General features: G+C 51.8%; 18 protein-coding genes and 1 pseudogene. 15 read left to right on the top strand and 4 right to left on the bottom strand.

The features are described from left to right. Window positions 1–63 precede the first annotated feature (63 nt). The 7 genes from LK536_RS41130 to LK536_RS41100 all read left to right on the top strand — a co-directional run bounded on the left by LK536_RS41130 (window position 64) and on the right by LK536_RS41100 (window position 7,798). Window positions 64–1,722 carry a bifunctional diguanylate cyclase/phosphodiesterase gene (locus tag LK536_RS41130; protein WP_025486877.1) on the top strand — a complete coding sequence of 553 codons (1,659 nt, stop codon included), beginning with the start codon at window positions 64–66 and terminating at the stop codon, window positions 1,720–1,722. 45 nt (window positions 1,723–1,767) lie between these two features. Beyond that, complete coding sequence (locus LK536_RS41125) at window positions 1,768–3,378, top strand: sensor domain-containing diguanylate cyclase (RefSeq protein ID WP_227795921.1); 1,611 nt, start codon at window positions 1,768–1,770, stop codon at window positions 3,376–3,378. A 206-nt stretch (window positions 3,379–3,584) separates the two neighbouring features. Next, window positions 3,585–4,067 carry a LeuD/DmdB family oxidoreductase small subunit gene (locus tag LK536_RS41120; protein ID WP_008717055.1) on the top strand — a complete coding sequence of 161 codons (483 nt, stop codon included), beginning with the start codon at window positions 3,585–3,587 and terminating at the stop codon, window positions 4,065–4,067. Between the two features lie 2 nt (window positions 4,068–4,069). Further along, on the top strand, window positions 4,070–5,317 hold the full coding sequence (locus tag LK536_RS41115) for a 3-isopropylmalate dehydratase large subunit (RefSeq protein ID WP_227795922.1): 1,248 nt from the start codon (window positions 4,070–4,072) through the stop codon (window positions 5,315–5,317). Window positions 5,318–5,455: 138 nt separating this feature from the next. After that, window positions 5,456–5,947, top strand: coding sequence for a LeuD/DmdB family oxidoreductase small subunit (locus LK536_RS41110; RefSeq protein ID WP_227795923.1), 492 nt, complete (start codon window positions 5,456–5,458; stop codon window positions 5,945–5,947). 19 nt (window positions 5,948–5,966) lie between these two features. Continuing rightward, window positions 5,967–7,223: a 3-isopropylmalate dehydratase large subunit gene (locus LK536_RS41105; protein ID WP_008717050.1), complete on the top strand. Its 1,257-nt coding sequence runs from the start codon at window positions 5,967–5,969 to the stop codon at window positions 7,221–7,223. Next, window positions 7,223–7,798, top strand: a complete 576-nt coding sequence (locus tag LK536_RS41100) for an NUDIX hydrolase (protein WP_334301445.1) — start codon at window positions 7,223–7,225, stop codon at window positions 7,796–7,798. The genes LK536_RS41105 and LK536_RS41100 overlap by 1 nt, the downstream gene beginning before the upstream one ends. 36 nt (window positions 7,799–7,834) lie before the next feature. Here the strand turns inward: LK536_RS41100 and LK536_RS41095 are convergent, their stop codons facing one another. Further along, complete coding sequence (locus LK536_RS41095; RefSeq protein ID WP_227795925.1) at window positions 7,835–8,296, bottom strand: GNAT family N-acetyltransferase; 462 nt, start codon at window positions 8,294–8,296, stop codon at window positions 7,835–7,837. A gap of 166 nt (window positions 8,297–8,462) precedes the next feature. Here LK536_RS41095 and LK536_RS41090 point away from each other — a divergent pair, with 166 nt between their 5' ends. The 4 genes from LK536_RS41090 to LK536_RS41075 all read left to right on the top strand — a co-directional run bounded on the left by LK536_RS41090 (window position 8,463) and on the right by LK536_RS41075 (window position 12,612). Continuing rightward, on the top strand, window positions 8,463–8,783 hold the full coding sequence (locus LK536_RS41090; protein ID WP_008717044.1) for a PadR family transcriptional regulator: 321 nt from the start codon (window positions 8,463–8,465) through the stop codon (window positions 8,781–8,783). Further along, window positions 8,776–10,257, top strand: coding sequence for a DUF1700 domain-containing protein (locus LK536_RS41085; protein WP_227795926.1), 1,482 nt, complete (start codon window positions 8,776–8,778; stop codon window positions 10,255–10,257). Before LK536_RS41090 ends, LK536_RS41085 begins: the two co-directional genes overlap by 8 nt. Further along, a complete protein-coding gene (locus LK536_RS41080) occupies window positions 10,250–10,759 on the top strand; it encodes a hypothetical protein (RefSeq protein WP_008717041.1) in 510 nt (169 codons plus the stop codon). Before LK536_RS41085 ends, LK536_RS41080 begins: the two co-directional genes overlap by 8 nt. A gap of 242 nt (window positions 10,760–11,001) precedes the next feature. Next, entirely contained in the window at window positions 11,002–12,612 is a 1,611-nt protein-coding gene (locus tag LK536_RS41075; protein ID WP_227795927.1) for a DUF4454 domain-containing protein, read from the top strand. 121 nt (window positions 12,613–12,733) lie between these two features. On the opposite strand, the gene LK536_RS41070 is transcribed toward LK536_RS41075, so the two are convergent. Next, window positions 12,734–12,808 (bottom strand): hypothetical protein, encoded by a 75-nt coding sequence (locus LK536_RS41070; protein ID WP_506092137.1) that lies wholly within the window; start codon window positions 12,806–12,808, stop codon window positions 12,734–12,736. Here LK536_RS41070 and LK536_RS41065 point away from each other — a divergent pair. Beyond that, window positions 12,782–12,883: pseudogene (locus LK536_RS41065) on the top strand (DUF6783 domain-containing protein); the annotation flags it as partial. The gene LK536_RS41070 and the pseudogene LK536_RS41065 overlap by 27 nt on opposite strands. Here LK536_RS41065 and LK536_RS41060 read toward each other — a convergent pair. Together LK536_RS41060 and LK536_RS41055 are read right to left on the bottom strand one after the other, a co-directional pair. Beyond that, complete coding sequence (locus LK536_RS41060) at window positions 12,839–12,943, bottom strand: DUF6783 domain-containing protein (protein WP_506092136.1); 105 nt, start codon at window positions 12,941–12,943, stop codon at window positions 12,839–12,841. The pseudogene LK536_RS41065 and the gene LK536_RS41060 overlap by 45 nt on opposite strands. Before the next feature lie 53 nt (window positions 12,944–12,996). Beyond that, a complete protein-coding gene (locus tag LK536_RS41055) occupies window positions 12,997–13,761 on the bottom strand; it encodes an alpha/beta fold hydrolase (protein WP_120057894.1) in 765 nt (254 codons plus the stop codon). Between the two features lie 287 nt (window positions 13,762–14,048). Between LK536_RS41055 and LK536_RS41050 the strand changes: the two genes are divergently transcribed. From LK536_RS41050 to LK536_RS41040, 3 genes are read left to right on the top strand one after another with little or no spacing between them, the layout of a single operon-like run. After that, the gene (locus LK536_RS41050) at window positions 14,049–14,942 is read left to right on the top strand and encodes a carbohydrate ABC transporter permease (RefSeq protein ID WP_008717036.1); all 894 of its coding nucleotides are present in this window, start codon (window positions 14,049–14,051) and stop codon (window positions 14,940–14,942) included. Beyond that, window positions 14,939–15,775 (top strand): carbohydrate ABC transporter permease, encoded by an 837-nt coding sequence (locus LK536_RS41045; protein WP_227795928.1) that lies wholly within the window; start codon window positions 14,939–14,941, stop codon window positions 15,773–15,775. Before LK536_RS41050 ends, LK536_RS41045 begins: the two co-directional genes overlap by 4 nt. Before the next feature lie 11 nt (window positions 15,776–15,786). Beyond that, window positions 15,787–17,190, top strand: a complete 1,404-nt coding sequence (locus LK536_RS41040; RefSeq protein ID WP_227795929.1) for an ABC transporter substrate-binding protein — start codon at window positions 15,787–15,789, stop codon at window positions 17,188–17,190. The last annotated feature ends 22 nt before the right edge of the window (window positions 17,191–17,212 follow it).

The following is a 17,212-nucleotide window of genomic DNA, read 5'->3' as shown; positions in this document are numbered from 1 at the left end:
TGCTTCTGGACACTGAAAGCCGGTCATGGTAAAATATAAACCATACTTATTCCGGAGGTTGTCATGGCTGATATAATAAAAGATGAGAAGTTTACCGCGGATGTCCTCCTGAACCTGCTTTCCGAGACCACGGATGACTATCTTTATATGTGGGATATTCAGAACGGGACGTTTTACATATCGGATAATGCATATGAGGACCTTGATATCAGCCGCCTGATTGAACAGGATGTTGTCACTTCATGGTCGGGAATCATGGTCAGGGAGGATCTGGAACCGTGGCTTAATGATATGCAGATGATTCAGGACGGTATTAAGGACTACCATGATATGGAGTACCGGGTCTGTAATAAATCCGGCCGGGTCATATGGGTGTCATGCCGGGGAACCGTAAAGAAAGATGGGTCAGGAAGGCCGCTGTTCATGATTGGCCGGATTTCCAATATCGGAAAACAGAATAAATTTGATAATGTCACGGGCCTGATGAACCGAAGCCAGTTTGAACAGGATATTAAGGCCCTTGTGGGAACGGAGACAGCTGCCAACGGTGTAATCGTGGTCCTGGACATTGATGACTTCAAGAATGTCAATGAAAAGTACGGTTATGCATTTGGGGACCGGGCACTTAACCTTCTATCCACACTGATATCGGCCATGCTTCCCAAGGGATGCCGTCTTTACCGTCTGGATGGGGATGAGTTCGTGTTTCTGGTGAAGGACGGCACAAGGGAGACCGTACGGGGGATTTATGAGAATATCCAGATGTTCATCGGCAGCCATTTTACGGTGGAAGGCCATCAGATACTGATTTCCTTATCCGCAGGCGCCTGCTTTTTCCCAGATGATGCCAGTACCTACCAGAAGCTGTTCAGGAATGCGGAAAATGCAGTTGAGATTGCCAAGATGAACGGAAAGAACCAGCTGGTTTTCTTTTCCGAGGAAATGTATCAACAAAAGCTGAGGAACATGGAGCTGCAGGAGAGCCTGCACGCCTGTGTGAAGGATGGGTTCAGCCAGTTTGAACTGTTCTACCAGCCACAGGTGGATGCGGTGACGGGGGCGGTCACTGGCGCGGAGGCATTGCTGCGGTGGCATTCCCCGGAACATGGGGAGGTTCCGCCTTCGGAGTTCATCCCCCTGCTGGAGGAGAGCCGCCTCATAACACAGGTAGGGGCCTGGGTGCTGGAGGAGAGTGCAAGGCAGTTTCAGATATGGAGCAGGTATAAAGAAGACTTTTCCATGAGCGTCAATGTCTCATATATCCAGTTAAAGGACAATGCGCTGCTGGAATATCTGAAGGATGGACAATGGGGTGACCTGCCTGTGGGGCAGATGGTTCTGGAACTGACGGAAAGCTGCTGGGTGCCGAACCTGCATTTCCTGAATCAGGAGTTTGAGGAACTGCGCGGCATGGGATATGGGATTGCAATTGATGATTTTGGCACCGGATATTCCTCGCTGAGCCATCTCAAGGAACTTCCGGCTAACGTGCTTAAGGTGGACCGCAGTTTTGTGACAGGTATCCACCAGGGAAGCTATGAATACATTTTTTTAGAGTATATCATCAAGCTTGCCCACAGCATCGGTTTAAAGGTCTGCGTGGAAGGTGTGGAGACAGAGGAAGAATTTGATATTGTGAAGCAGACACAGCCGGATTACATACAGGGATATCTGTTTGGAAGGCCGGTCAGCGCTTCGGGGTTTGAAAAGCTGTATTTATAGCAGGGGCTTATAGCAGGGGCTGGTGTCTGCAGGGGGAGGGGTACAATGTATCAATGTAAGCTTCAAATCATGATTTTCAGCAGGGATTCAATGCTGGCCGGGGTGATGCGCCGTCTTTGCCCGCTGGAACATTTTTCACATACAATTACGCAAGCAGGGGAATTTTCGCCTGAGCGGGCTGCTGGCAGCCATGTGGTTGTCTGGAACCTGGGCAGCGGCATCCTTCCGTCAGGGCTGCGTTCACATTGCAGGGAGGATGCGGTTCTTGTGTACTGTGGGGAGCGGGGGATGATTGACGGTCTTGCCGCCAGCGAGATGGAGGCGGCGGACGAGTTCTGGGACATCCCGCTCATGCAGGAGCGGGTGCGTATCCGGATGGAACATATCCTGAAACAGATTAAGCTTGAATATGACCTGTATATGACCCGGACATACCTGGACACGGCCATTGACAGCCTGCCGGACATGCTCTGGTTCAAGGCCATGGACGGAACACATGTCAAGGTGAACCGTGCCTTCTGTTCCGTGGTGGGAAAGGACCGGGAGGATGTGGTTGGACGGGACCACTGTTATATCTGGGGCGTTTCACCGGATGACTTTGAAAATGGGGAGGAATCCTGTAAAAAGTCGGAGGATGCTGTCATCCTGGCGCGGCGTACCCTGCAGTTTACCGAGGAGGTCAAATGTTCCAGGGGAATGCGGCAGCTGCGCACCTATAAGACACCTATCATGGACCGGGACGGTGTGACGGTCCTTGGGACGGTCGGAATCGGCCATGACGTGACGGACCTGCACAACATGAGCGCGGAAATCGAAATCCTGCTTCAAAGCATGCCTTATGCCATCCTCTTATGGAATAACAGGGGCAGGATACTGAATGCAAATGCAAAATTCGAGGAGTATTTCCAGATAAGTAAGATTCAGATCCTGGGAAAGGATTATGAGGAGTGGTTGGCGGATGCCTTTGACGGACCACGCACAGTCAATGGCGAGGGATATGCGGAGGCCAGGGTATCCCTGCCGGACGGGACTGGGAAAATGCTGGAAATCCACGAAAGCTCCATCTATGACATATTCCACAATGTAGTGGGGAAGCTCTGCATCTTCCGGGATGTGACGGTGGAGCGGAACCTGGAAAAACAGATCCTTCACAGCTCCAATACGGATTTCCTCACAGGGCTTTACAACCGCAGGTATTTTTACCAGTATATCAATCTTAACCGCGGGGACAGGGACGTAAGCCTGCTTTACATTGATTTGGACTGGTTTAAGGCGGTGAACGATACATACGGGCATAAGGTGGGGGATGCGGTGCTGACAGGTACAGCCAGGATGCTTGTGGAATCCTTCCCGGATGATTTTGTGGCAAGGCTTGGAGGGGATGAGTTCCTGGTGGCAAGGCTCGGTGAGTGCAGCATGGAACAGCTTGAAAAAGAAGCAGGGGAATTCCTTGAAAAGCTTAATGCCCGGTTCCAGGCATCCAGGGAAATGCAATCCTTATCAGCCAGCATAGGCATTGCCCAGGGAAAGGACGGGGATATGGATATAGACCTGCTCATCCAGCACAGCGACCAGGCTTTGTACCAGGCAAAGAAGGAGGGACGCTCCAGGTATTGTGTGTACCGGGAGGGGACGGTGACGGGGGATTGTAACTGATGACCAATATATGGATAAGGCATATAAGGACAGGATGTTCCTATATATGCCTTATCTTTTGCAGATTTATGGGGATGGATGTCCCCTTTCATAATCTGTATCTATAGTACCTATTCTTATCATGTATTATTATTATAGCAAAGTCTGTGGTAGAATAGATAAGCAGATGAGTAACAAGTATAACTTTTAACAGGAGGGATTACCTTATGCCGGGCGGAACTGTTTTTAAATTTCATGACGATCTGGACACGGACCAGATCATTGCTTCACAATATCTCTTATTGCCAAATATCGATGAGATGAAGGTACATACATTTGAATCATTGGACCCTGATTTTCCTGGGAAGGTAAAGGAAGGGGACTACGTGGTGGGGGGCGAGAATTTTGGATGCGGTTCCTCCAGGGAACAGGCGCCCAGCGTCCTCAAGGCTTTGGGGGTCAAGGCTGTGATTGCCAAGTCCTTTGCCAGGATATTTTATAGGAATTCCATCAACATCGGGCTTCCCGTGATTGTATGCAAGGAACTTCCGGATGAAGTGAAGACCGGGGATACCATGGAACTGTCCATGTCCGAGGGTGTGGCAAGGGCCAATGGAAAGGAGTATGCATGTACCAGACTTCCTGAGTATATGCAGAATATCCTGAATCAGGGCGGGCTGATTGCATCATTGAACAAGGAGGAAGCGTAGACATGGGAATGACGATTGCAGAGAAGATCATCGCAGCAGCGGCAGGGGTGGACAGTGTGAAGCCGGGGGATATCCATACCGTGAACCTGGACCGTCTTATGAGCAATGACGGAACCACCCACCTGACCGTTGACATGTACAACAATAAATTGAAACATCCCAGGATTGCGGACCATAAGAAACTGGTTTTTATCGTGGACCACAATGTGCCTGCGGATAATCCAAAAACAGCTGCCTCACAGAAAAAGATGAGGGATTTTGCCAGGGAGAACCGGATTGATTTCTGGGAAGGAAAGGGGGTCTGCCATCAGATCATGATGGAGCATTACGTATGTTCCGGCGAGCTGATATTCGGGGCGGACAGCCACACCTGCACGTACGGCGCGCTGGGCGCCTTCGGAACCGGGGTGGGATGCACGGATTTTCTCTACGGCATGGTTACCGGCACTTCCTGGGTGCTGGTGCCTGAGACAGTGAAGTTCAATCTGGTGGGCCGCCTGCAGGAAGGCGTCTATCCAAGGGACCTGATGCTGACCATCATTGGGGAGATTGGGGCCAATGGATGTAATTACCAGGTAATGGAGTTCACCGGGGAAGGCGCTAAGACGCTGAGCATCAATGACCGTATGGTACTCTGCAACCTGGCGGTGGAAGCAGGGGCCAAGACAGGGATTTTTGAGGCGGATGAAGCCGCTGTCCAGTATCTGAGGGAGCGGGGGCGTGAACCGAAGGCCGTATACACCAGTGACCCGGATGCCGTCTATGCACGGGAGTATACCTTTGACCTGTCCCAAATCCAGCCAGTGGTTGCAAGGCCTGATTTTGTGGATGATGTGGTGCCTGCAAAGGATGTTTGCGGCGTTAAGATTGACGAGGCATTCTTAGGGTCCTGCAACAATGGGCGCATCGATGAGCTTCGTGTGGGCGCGGCTATACTTAAGGGGAAAAGGGTAGCTGACAGCGTTCGTTTCCTGGTGGTCCCCGCAAGCCTTGAGGTATACAGGCAGGCGCTTAAGGAAGGCCTGATTGACATTTTCATGGAGTCAGGGGCCATTGTGATGAACCCCAACTGCAGTGTGTGCTGGGGAAGCTGCCAGGGCGTGATTGGGGAAAATGAGGTACTGATCAGCACCGGAACCAGGAACTTCAAAGGGCGCGCAGGCCATCCAAGCTCAAAGGTGTATCTCGGTTCCGCGGCAACAGTGACGGCTTCCGCCATTGCGGGGGAGATTGCCCTGGGATGTGTTTGAAAATGCTTTCCGTCAGATGGCGGGAATGAATCACCAAACAATACCAGGCCGGATAGACGGCCAGTACCAGGCGGCTGTTTGGTATGTAAACCGGAACCGGATTTGTGATTGCAGCAACACAGGAAAGGAAATAGAAAAATGGAGACATTTACAGGCAAAGTCTGGGTGCTGGGGGATGACATTGACACGGACATCATCATCCCCACCGAGTATCTGGCGCTTAAGACAATTGACGATATGAAGCAGTACGGGTTCAGTCCCCTGCGCCCGGAACTGGCTGGGCAGATTGAGGAAGGGGACATCATCGTGGCAGGTAAGAACTTTGGCTGCGGCTCCTCCCGGGAGCAGGCGCCGGAGATTATCAAGGCACTAGGAATCAAGTGTGTGATAGCCAAGTCATTTGCAAGGATATTTTTCCGCAATTCCATTAATAACGGCCTGCTTTTGATAGAGCAGCCGGACCTGTATGATGATATGACGGAGGGGGACCCCATAACGGTTACAGTGAATCACCATGTGGACTATAAGGGAAGGCAGTATCCGATTGCATCCCTGCCCCAGAACCTGGTGGATATCATCAATGCAGGCGGACTGGTGAAAGCCATGAGGAAACTGAACGGACTGGATTAAGGGGATTAAGGAGACTGCAATGGGAAATACAATCATTGAAAAGATTATTAAACATAATACAGGCGCTGCCCAGGTCAGGCCGGGGGACATTGTCACGGTGAATGTGGACCGTGTGATGATTCATGATATCTTCATTCCGTTTGTGGCGGATAAGTTTGAAGAGATGGGATTTAAGAAGCTTTGGGACCCGGACAGGGTGGTCCTTATCTATGACCATCTGGTCCCGGCCAGCCAGCTGGATGATACCAGGCATTTCCGTGTAGGGGATGCGTTTGCGGCCAGATACGGGATGAAGCATGTGCATAGAAGCGATGGCATCTGCCACCAGCTGATGACGGAAGCCGGTTATGTGAAACCGGGGGACGTGGTGTTCGGCACGGACAGCCATACCACCACTTATGGATGTGTGGGTGCATTTTCCTCTGGTATCGGTTATACGGAGATGGCAAGTATCCTGGGCACCGGTACCATGTGGATTAAGGTTCCGGAGACCATCAAGGTGGTCATAGACGGAAAACTGCCTGAGGGCGTCATGTCAAAGGACATCATCCTGCGCCTGATCGGCGACCTGGGGGCTGACGGGGCAACCTACCGTGCCCTGGAGTTTAGCGGGACAACGGTGGAGGAGATGAGCATTGCCAGCCGTATGACCATTGCCAACATGGCCATTGAAGCCGGAGCCAAATGCGCATTGTTCACACCGGATGCCAAGACGGAAGAATACTGTGAAGTGAAACTGGACGATTACCAGAAGAGCCTGACCGGCGATGCGGATGCCGTGTACATGAAGACAATGGTGTATCGGGCAGAGGACTTTGTTCCTGTGATGGCATGTCCGTCCCAGGTGGACAAAATCAAGCCGGTCAGTGAGCTTATGGGCACGCCCATCGACCAGGTGTTCATCGGTTCATGCACCAATGGGCGCCTGGAGGATTTGGTGGCTGCGGCTGAGGTATTAAAGGGCAGGCAGGTGGCGGACTATGTGAAGCTGATAGTGACGCCGGCCAGCAGGAAGGTTTATAACGAGGCCATTGCCTGCGGGGCAATCGACACCCTGGCGGAGGCAGGCGCAATCATCACACATCCTGGCTGCGGTCTGTGCTGCGGGCGGACCGGAGGTATCCTCAGCGATGGGGAGCGGGTCATTGCCACCAATAACCGCAATTTCCTGGGGCGCATGGGGACCTCCAAGGTGGAGATTTACCTGGCGTCACCCAGAACCGCCGCGGCCTGTGCAGCGGCCGGGAAAATCGTGGGTCCGCTGGAGGGACTATGATGGATCTGTTAAGGCAATTAGAGGAATACCGTCCTTTTAATGAGCAGGAGGAAAGGGACAGGAACATCATTATCAGATGCCTGAAGGAAGAAAAGGATATCTTCACGCGGGACAATGCCATGGCGCATATGACCGCGTCGGCCTGGGTTGTTAACCGTGAGCGCACCAAGGTGCTGATGGCATACCATAATATCTATCAGTCCTGGTCCTGGCTGGGAGGCCATGCGGACGGGGAGCAGGACCTTTTACAGGTGGCTGTCCGGGAAGTGAAGGAGGAAAGCGGGCTTAAGCAGGTGCGGCCTGTTTCGGATGCGGTTTACTCGCTGGAAATCCTGACGGTGGACGGTCATGTGAAAAAGGGAGCTTATGTGCCCTCCCATCTGCATCTGAATGTGACCTATCTGCTGGAGGCGGAGGAGGGGGAAGGACTGCATATAAAAGAGGATGAGAACAGCGGCGTCGCATGGTTCTTACCTGGGGATGCCGTCCTCGCTTCAACGGAACCGTGGATGCGTGAACGGGTTTACAGAAAGCTGAATGAAAAAATCAATCGGAATGAAAGAATCAATCTATGATTATAGATGGAGCAGGTGACCCGGCGGGCTGCCTGCTCATTGTTTTTTTACTTGGTATACCATCACATGTTCCCCGTGTATGTCCCGTTCGCCGTTAAAACGGAAGCCGGACTTTTCATACATGGTGATGGCGGTGGTATTTTCCCTGATGACGCTCAGATAGATCCTGGAGCATCGGTATTCCTGCTTCAGGCGGTTCAGGAGGCCGGAGAGGGCGGCACTTCCATACCCCTTTCCCTGGAAGGTTTCATCAATGAGAAGGCGGTCCAGCCACAGGCGCCCAAAGGGGAGGTATGGCCACCAGAAGAATCCGTACATGGCAAAACCTACCATGACGTTGCCGTCATATATCCCAACAGGCCGCCAGTTCCTGTTATGTGCGGCCTCCGTCAGGCATTCCTCCACCGTCTCCACATAGCCTTTCTGTTTTGGGGAAATGCGCAGCTTAAGCGCGGTTTCCCTGTTCTTGTCTGTTATTGGTTGAAAATGCAGATCCATATTGTAATCACCTATTCTTTCATGCGGTTTATCATAACAGAAGCAGGGATGGAAATCAAGCCATGGCAGTTATCTCAGGCGTAATGAAAAATTAAGTATTTTGTTTTTTATAGTACTTGACATTACATAGTAGTGTGTATAATATAGTATCTAAAGGAGGACGGCCATGAATCCACAGTTTAAAAAAGGAGTCCTTGAGCTGGTGGTACTGGAATCTGTCAGGAAGAAGGACATGTATGGGTACGAGCTGGTAGAGGAGGTGTCCAAGGTCATTGATGTGAACGAGGGTACCATTTACCCGCTGCTTAAGCGTCTGACCAATGAACGGTATTTTGAGACATATCTGCGGGAATCAACCGAGGGTCCGCCCAGGAAGTATTATCATATCACGGCGGCAGGAATCTTGTACAGGGACCGGCTGGAGCAGGAATGGGATGAATTTCAGAAACAGGTGTGCAGGTTTTTAAAGGAGCAGAAGGATGAATAAGAAGGGATTTTTAGAGGAACTGGGGACATATCTTGCCATTCTTGAAGATAAGGAACAGCAGGATATATTGGAGGAATACACCCAGCATATTGACATGAAGATTGAAAATGGATTAAGTGAAGAAGAGGCAATCCGGGACTTTGGCGATATCCGGGAACTTGCATGTGGGATACTTGAGGCATACCATGTGAATCCGGAATATCAGGGCCAAACGTCTGTTAAGAGGAAGGTAGATACGCAAGCAGCTGCTGCAAAAGGGAAACAGGCATGGGCGGCAGCGTCCGGCTTTTTTGGAAGGACCGGCACGAGGGTAAAAAGGTTTTTCTGCATCTGTGCCGGAACAGTCAGGCAGGGCGCGGGACGCATATGGATGTTCCTGTCCGCGCCATGGAGAAACAGGATATGGAGCCGGAAACAGGATGAGGATACACGTCCGGAAGGCGGACGTCTCCAGGGGAGCGGTATAAAACGTTTTGTCAGAAGGACACAGGCTGACAGGGACATGGGTGTTTGCAGATCGGACCGGGGCAGAGGCCTGTTAAGGCCGGGAATCGGAACCTGTATCAGAGGTGTGGGACAGGGCATTGGTTCATTCATAGGACACTGTTTCCGGTTTCTGGTCTGGATGGCGCTGTGGTGTATCCGCTGGTGTTTTAATATCTGCATGATATTCCTGGGGCTTCTTGGAGGCTCCTTCACCCTGTGCATGATATTTATCTTTGGCGCATCCGTGGTATGGCTGTTTCATGGTTATCCGCTGCTGGGTATTACGTTAATCAGTCTGGGAACGATCTTATGTTTTGGTTCAGTTACATATCTGTGTTTCAGCCTGTTGCGGCTGAGGACAGGGCGGGAATGCTGTTGGGAACAGGCCAGGCCAGGGCGGATAAGGATGCAGGACGGGGAGCAGGTGCGGACTGGGGCGGAAAAAAAGGCCGGACGGCGGGAGTGGCCTGAACCGGAAGAGAGGGCCGGGCGGAAGGGGCGTCTGGTGCCGGAAGGGAAAGACGGGCGGCAAGAGCGGCCTGAACCGGAAGAGGAGGCCAGGCGGCGGGAGCGTCTGGTGCCGGATGAGAAAGTTGGGCTGCGGAAGTGGCCTGAGCCGGAAAAGAAGGCCGGGCTGCGGGAGTGGCCTGAACTGGAAGAGAAGGCCGGGCGGCAGGAGTGCTTGGGGCCGGAAGAAAAGGCCGGGCAGGAGCACCCTGAGCCGGAAGAAAAGGCCGGGCGGCAGGAGTGCCCTAAGCCGGAATGGAAGGCAGGACCGCAGGAGCGCCTGGGGCCGGAAGGGAAAGCAGGGCGGCAGGAGCACCCTGATTCGGAAGAAAAAGCCGGGCGGCAGGAGCACCCTGAACCGGAAGAGGAGGCAGGACCGCAGGAACCGCCCGTGCCGGAAGATAGACCGCAGGCATCATTGCGTGGATATCAGGAAGAAACCTGCATGAATAAGATTTCCAAGGAGGTAAGGCATGCGTAATTTACAGAAAGTCATGATAGGTATTTTCTGCGGTGGTGTTTTTCTTACCGGACTGGGAACCGGAGTCGCGGCCTATGAAGCCTCCACCTTTGCTTACATGGGGGAAAAGGAAGCAGGTCCGGTGGAGATGAAGACGGAATCCTTTGAGTATGCGTTTGAACCAAAGGAAGAAGAAAAGTTTCGAATCGGCTATTACTATGGGGAATCCCAATCCGAAAAGGAACTGGTCCAGGACCCGGATGTGCCGGAGAATACAGTGAGGTTCCAGCTTACCTATAATTCCAAGGCCATAAGACCGTATCTGGAATGCGGGGAGGGGGATACTGCCTGGGTTGACTATTATTATATCTCCGATGATTTTGTGACGTTCATGGACTGTAAGGACCAGATCATGAAGGAGCTGAAGGAGAGGAAGATAAGTTCTTACCATACGCCTACGGTTAAGGAGTTTAAGGTGCTGGTTAATCCGGCAACCGTGGACCGGGTTGAGTTTATAAGGTAACCCTGCTGTCAGGTACGCGGACGCACGGCTGACAGAAAGCAATTTTCAAACACACCCTAAGAATTCTGCAAGGGAAAATTAATAGTCCTTTTCTGATGTCTGTAGTATACTTTTAAGTGACGATGGAAAGCGGAAAGACTGCTGACGCAATTGAAAATCTGCCTTCCTGGAAGATTTAAGTGTGTTTTGACGTTCATATGTGCATAACAGTGGAAAGGGATGCAGACAGAGGATGCTTTCCTATGGGGAAAAGACAGGCAGGTGTTGATTGGATGAAAAGAAAGATTGTATTGGGTTACATGCTGGCAGCCGGTATGGTACTGGTTTCCTGCCAGGGAAAAGAATCTGGTTTGGATGTTACGGCGGGTGGGGGACAGCAGACGGAACAGTCCCTGAAGCCAAGGCAGGAAGAATGGGAAGATGGCACGGGTCATGCCGGGAAGGATGCAGACCAGAGCCAGGGAAGCGGCCGGAATATAGACCAGAGCCGGGGCAATGACCAGCAGGCAGGCCAGGGCCAGCCAGGCAGCCGGGAAGCAGATTCAGGCCAGGGCCGGCCAATCACCCAAAATCAATATGTCATCAGCAAAGCTGCCCAGAACCTGGGGACGGATAATACCATATTTACAGGTACTTTCTTTCAGGCAGGGGATATCCGGCGGCGCATTTCCCTCCGTCCGGCAAAGGGCGGCATGGAAACAGAATGGCTGGAATGCAGTTTCTTGATTCAGGATGAGAATTATGCCGATGCTTTCTCTGTTATGGACAGTACGGAATTCCTGACGGAGGAAGGGAGACTTTCATATGAGGTACAGCCTCAGGAATATCTTGCAGGCGCGGAAACGGAAGCAGGGAATCCATCCTATACGGTAACCTTCCACTTAACCCCGGATCTGACCGACAGGCATATCTCTGTGGAGGGAAACGGCGCTTTTGCAGGGGATTACTATCCATGGGAGGGAAGCTTCACATTTCCGGATGTCTTTACCAGAAATCTCTGCAAAGCTGATTTATGCCTGTGGCCTACGGAGGACCTGATGCTGCTCAGGAATGAGATTTATGCGGCCCATGGCAGGAAGTTCAAATCCGATGTACTGAACCAATACTATTCCGGTAAGATGTGGTACAGGGGAATCATGGAGCCGGATGCATTTTCCGAATCCCTTCTATCCGATGTGGAAAAGAATAATATTGCTTTCATAAAAGAGATGGAGGGGAATCCGGACAGGAACCGTCTGGACGGGCAGAACCAGTATGGACTGGAAGACCTTCCCTTTGCACCTTATCTATCCCTGCTGGGTAATCATCCTGAAACGGGACTGTATGCGGATTTATCGACCGCCAGGGATATGGGGGCGTATTATGTTGTACAGGGAAGCATTTCCATACCTGCGGCCATTACGGCGGAGCAGGTAAAGCTTATGGCGGATGGAGGGGAAGTTCAGGTTGTGCTGAATGAACGGACCGGTGAGCACAGGATGCTGGCGCTGGACCCGGGAACAAAAGGGCAGGAAACCGCTTACGGATATGTACTGTATGAAGAAGGCGGTAATCCGTCCGGGAGTGGAGAAGAGACAGGACTTACCCTGGATTACGGTTCCGGTACCTATGAACTGTGGCAGACAAGCGCGGATACGGTGATGAAGACCATCTATGAGGGGGATATCTATATCCTGAAGGGCGCGGTCGAAGGCTCTTATACAGGTGTTGCCATGGCATCCAGATCCCAGCAGGAGATACTGCCTTCTGACAGGGGGCAGGGAATGGACGGCGTGCAGGATATGCTGGGGGGAAACTGTCTCAGCTATAACCAGAGAGGGCATTTTACAGCAGTATATTCTTTGGGGGATTAGTGCTCCATCCATCCAGAAACTGTACTTCCAGCACTGCCTATTTTGCCATCTGCCGCGTTGTCGTTAGTCAGCGGAGGACCCACTCCGCTTCCTTCCTCCGCCTTGCAGGCCGACAAAATATTCAGCACTGGCAGTACAGTTTCTGGCTGGATGGAGCACTAGAGCGTGTTTGAAAATTCATTCCCGCCGTCTGCACGCCCCACTTCGCGGTATATTTGGCCCCGATTCAGTCAGCGTAGCCCGCTACGCCTCCATCATCGGGACCAAATCTCCCACAAAGTGGGACGCACAGCCGACGGAAAGCAATTTTCAAACACGCTCTAGGAAACAATCATAAAGGAAATTCAGACAGGGCCAGAGGATTGCTCCTCTGGCCCCTGCTGTTTATTCCTCTAAGAAACCGCGGCTTATCTCAAGGAATCCCTGCTGGTTGGACAGCATGGCCGGATGGCCGCCTGTGTCAAACAGATGGATTTTCCCATGGCCGATTTTCCTGATCATCTCCCCATAGACCCGTTCAAAGTAGTCTGTTTCAAGGGAACAGATAAATTCATCCTCCCTGCTTCCGGTCAGCAGGATATCCGGCTGGAAGCCCTCCAGGGGTTTATGGAAGAATTTACCGATGGTACTATCATGCCGGCGGATGGCGGAGGTGTCGCAATCCACCACATGTTCCCAGTCATCCCCGTTCATATAATAGTAGAACATCCTGGCATTTTCATCCTTCTTGGATGCCTCGCGGTCCTGTTCGATGTTCTGGGTGAATGCCTTCAGCGGAGTCTCGCCTTCAAAGCTGTCGGCAATGACTTTCCCAACCAGTTCCGGCGCCTCCAGGGCCACGTTGATTGCGGCCAGGGCGCCTCCGCTGCTGCCGATGATATCTGCTTTGCCATACTGCCTGGTCTTCATAAGTCCGATGACCTGCATGGCCTCATCAAACCATAAGTCTGCCGGGAACTCTGTCAGCCTGTCCGACTTTCCGTGTCCCAGGAAATCAATGAGGACTACTTTGTGATGCCCTGCATATCTGCCGGCTATCTCATAAAACATGTTGGATGATGCCGTGTTGCCGTGAAGCAGGAATAATGGCCTGCCGCTGCCTGTTTCTTCGTAATGGATATTTTTTCCCTGATATTTAAAATATGACATATTGGCCTCCTAATCTGATGTCAATCAGCAAGGCCCCTGACAGGAACCCTGCACTGTTACCTGGAAGCTGCAATCCTCATCTTCCCACCCCTTTCTGTTTCATCTGATTATATTCTAGCATACCGGATTCAGATAAACAATCGGAAGTCCCGGCAGCAATAGCGGAACACACACATAAAAATATTATAGATTTTTGTATAAATTATTTCATATCAAATTTTCCTTTTATCCGGTACTATAATGTTACAGTTCAGATATGACCTGGAACAGAAGAGGGGAATGAGGATATGAGTAAGAAGATTGGAAGCAGGTACCTGCCATATTGTTTTTTGACGCCGGCAATCGTGTTTTTGCTGCTGTTCATGGCATACCCGATCCTGAACGTGTTTTATTACAGCCTTCAGAACTATGCCACCAACAAGCCTTATCTGAGAGGATTTGTGGGGCCTGGCAATATCATAAAAATCCTGACAGAGGATAAGACCTTCAGGGCCAGCCTCCTTGTCTCTGTTAAATGGGTGGTTGTCCAGGTGGGGCTTCAGCTGGTATTCGGGCTTATGATTGCCCTGGTCCTGAACCAGAGGTTTAGGGGCCGTGGCATCTTAAGGGCCATTGTGTTCGCGCCGTGGGCCGTGTCAGGCGTGCTGACATCCATGATGTGGTCGTTAATGTACAATGAGAATATGGGCGTGGTCAATGACCTTCTCATGAAAATGGGTATCATTAAGAAGGGGATTGCATGGATTTCCGGTTACGGCACATCCTTTGCAGCCTTGACGGTTGCGGAACTGTGGCGCGGTATCCCGTTTTTTGCCATCATGCTTCTGGCGGGCCTTCAGAGCATACCGGATGAGGAGTATGAAGCGTGCTCGGTTGACGGAGGGACCAGATGGAGCAAATTCCTCTACATTACCTTGCCGCATCTTAAGGAAACCATTGTATTGTCCACCCTTTTAAGGGCTGTGTGGGAGTTCAACAATGTGGATGTGATCTACAACCTGACGGGAGGCGGGCCGGTGAACCGTACCATGACCCTGACCATGTATATAACCCAGACAGCCATCAGGGACAGTAACTTTGGATACGGATCCGCCATTGCAGTGATTTCATTTGTCATCCTGGCGGTGTTCGCAGCAGCCTATATTAAGCTGACAGGATTCGGAGAGGAGGAGAAGGCATGAAAGCCAGGAAATGGAAGGATTTAATCATATACCGTCTGGTGCCGCTGACCGCGTTTGTGGGTTTCATCTGTTTCCCCTTTTACTGGACATTGGTCACGTCCCTGAAGGTGGAGGGGGACATCATCAAGCGGCCTGTGCGCTACCTGCCTGACCCGGCGACTGCCATGAACTATGTTACGGCCTGGAGGGATGTGGGCTTTTCCCAGTATTTCCTTAACAGCCTCCTGGTATCTGCCGTGGCCTGCCTCATGACGGTGGCCAGCGCGCTGCTGGTGGGATATGCCCTGTCCAGATTTAAGTTTAAAGGGAAACAGCCGTTCATGCTGGTGCTTTTATGTACCCAGTTCATACCCAGTGCCATGTTGATCATACCGCTGTTCATTACATTCTCAAAGCTGCACCTGATTAACAACCACTGGTCCCTGATCCTGGTTTACACCACATTCCAGATTCCATTTTCATCCATCATGATGAAGGGGTTCGTGGAGAAGATACCATATCATCTGGAGGAAGCCGCCTATGTGGACGGATGCTCCAGGTTCCAGGCCCTGGTCAAGGTGGTGCTGCCCGTGCTGACGCCGGGAGTGGTGGCGTGCGCGTCATTTTCCTTTATATCCTGTTGGAATGAATTCCTGTTTGCACTGATGTTTGTGAATAATACAAAGAAATTCACCATACCGGTAGGTCTTTCGTTCATGCAGGGACAATTTGATATTAACTATGGGGCGCTGGCAGCAGGAAGCATGATTGCGCTGGCCCCGGCGATTCTGATGTTCATATATGTGCAGAAGTATCTGGTCGGAGGTTTGACGGCCGGAGCTGTAAAAGGATAAGGAGGTTCATTATGAGGAAGAAATTATTAGCAGTAACACTGGGGGTGTGTATGGCAGGTTCCATGCTGTACGGATGCGGTTCCAAGGAGGATGCGCCGGCTGCCCCGGCCGGACAGGCCACGGAGGCTCTTGAAAGCGCGGATGGAAAGGGGGATACCGGAAAAGCGGATAATGGAAAGGCTGCTTCCGGGGAGGTTAAGACCGTTGTTTTCTGGGATGAGAATGCAGGTCCCAACCGGACGCCGTATTATGAGGAGCTGATTAAACGGTTTGAGGAGCAGAACCCGGATATCAAGATTGAGTATGTGGGCCTTCCCAACAGTGATGCGAAGAACAAGATTGAGGTTGCGGTAACCGGAAACGCTGCCCCGGACGTGTGCGGCATGCCGCCCCAGTGGCAGGCGGGATTCATCTTAAATGACGCCCTGGAGCCGCTTGATGCGTACTTTGATTCATGGGAGGAACATGACAAGATTAACCAGTCCATCGTCCAATCCCTGCGCACCTTGTCCGTGGATGACAAACTGTACTGTATACCTAACACATCCACCTTTAACCCGATGTTCTGGGGAAGGAAGGACTGGTTTGAGGAGAAAGGGGTGGAGGCGCCCGGGACTTGGGATGACTTCTATGATCTGGTTGAACTGTTTACGGACAGCGATGCGGGCACCTACGGGTTCAGCATCCGCGGCGGGGCAGGCGGCCCCATGCAGCTTCAGGAATACCTGTACGCATATTCCGGCATCACGCAGCCATTTACGGAGGATGGGAAATCCACGCTCAATGACCCGAAGAACGTGGAGGCCCTGGACCGGCTTAAGGATATCTATAACAAGTACACACCGGAGAGCGATATTTCCAACGGATATAAGGAAATGGTAGCTGCCTTTGACACTGGAAGCGCGGCAATGATACAGCATAACCTGGGTTCCTTCGGCGAGCACAGCAAGACCCTGGGAGAAGGTAAATTCTTTGCATTCGCACCGCCTGTATCAGCCACGGGGAAACGTGTGATTTCCGGCGGCTATCCGGTCAATGGCTATGTCATGTTCAAGCAGTCCCAGGTCAAGGATGAGGCGTGGAGGTTCATCAGCTTCCTGTGCTCCGCGGAGCCACAGAGTTACTGGAACCAGAATATTGGCCAGGTGCCTACCCACACGGACCTGACCAATGAAGACTGGGTCGTAAACACACAGCACATCAATGAGGCAATGAAGATGCAGTCTGATGACAATACGATTGCTTTCCCGTATCCTCTGTATCTGCCGGATTACCAGTCCATCCAGGATTCCATTGCAGCGCCGGGATTCCAGGCAGTGCTGGCAGGACAGAAATCCTCGGAGGAGTTCCTGACAGAATGGGCAGATGCCATGACAGGTGCGGAGGCAGAATATACGCAGCTGATTAAGAAATAACAGGCGGCAGGAAGGGATACGG

It is taken from the genome of Clostridium pacaense (assembly GCF_020709765.2).
Lineage (GTDB): Bacteria > Bacillota > Clostridia > Lachnospirales > Lachnospiraceae > Enterocloster > Enterocloster hominis.
The sequence above is the reverse complement of the archived record's forward strand: the minus strand, read 5'-3'. Positions and strand labels throughout refer to the sequence as shown.